Raw genomic sequence first — 288 nt, forward strand, 5'->3', positions numbered from 1 at the left:
GCGGTATCTGATCGGGGCGAACCTGAGGTCGCTGGACGACATGGCGGAACTGACCGCCTTCTTCGAGGCGCGGCGGGGGCGGCTTTACGGGTTCCGGTTCAAGGATTTCGCCGACTTCACGTCGTGCGCGCCGGGCGGGACGCCGGCGCCCGACGACCAGGCGCTGGGTGTCGGCGACGGAGCGCGGACTGCGTTCGACCTGACCAAGGCCTATGGCGACGTGGCGCGGGCGATCGTCAAGCCGGTCGCGGGATCGGTGCGCGTCGCGGTCGGCGGGGTGGAGACCAC

Annotated in this window: 1 protein-coding gene; it reads left to right on the top strand. The window is 71.2% G+C overall.

Annotated elements, in window-relative coordinates; all coding sequences use genetic code 11:
* Positions 1-40: 40 nt before the first annotated feature.
* Positions 41-288: DUF2460 domain-containing protein (locus CVH10_RS19590; protein WP_369335898.1), on the top strand; the 248-nt coding region annotated here is incomplete at its 3' end.

It is taken from the genome of Halomonas sp. ND22Bw, from assembly GCF_003011945.1.
GTDB classification, from domain to species: Bacteria; Pseudomonadota; Gammaproteobacteria; order Pseudomonadales; family Halomonadaceae; genus Halomonas; species Halomonas halophila.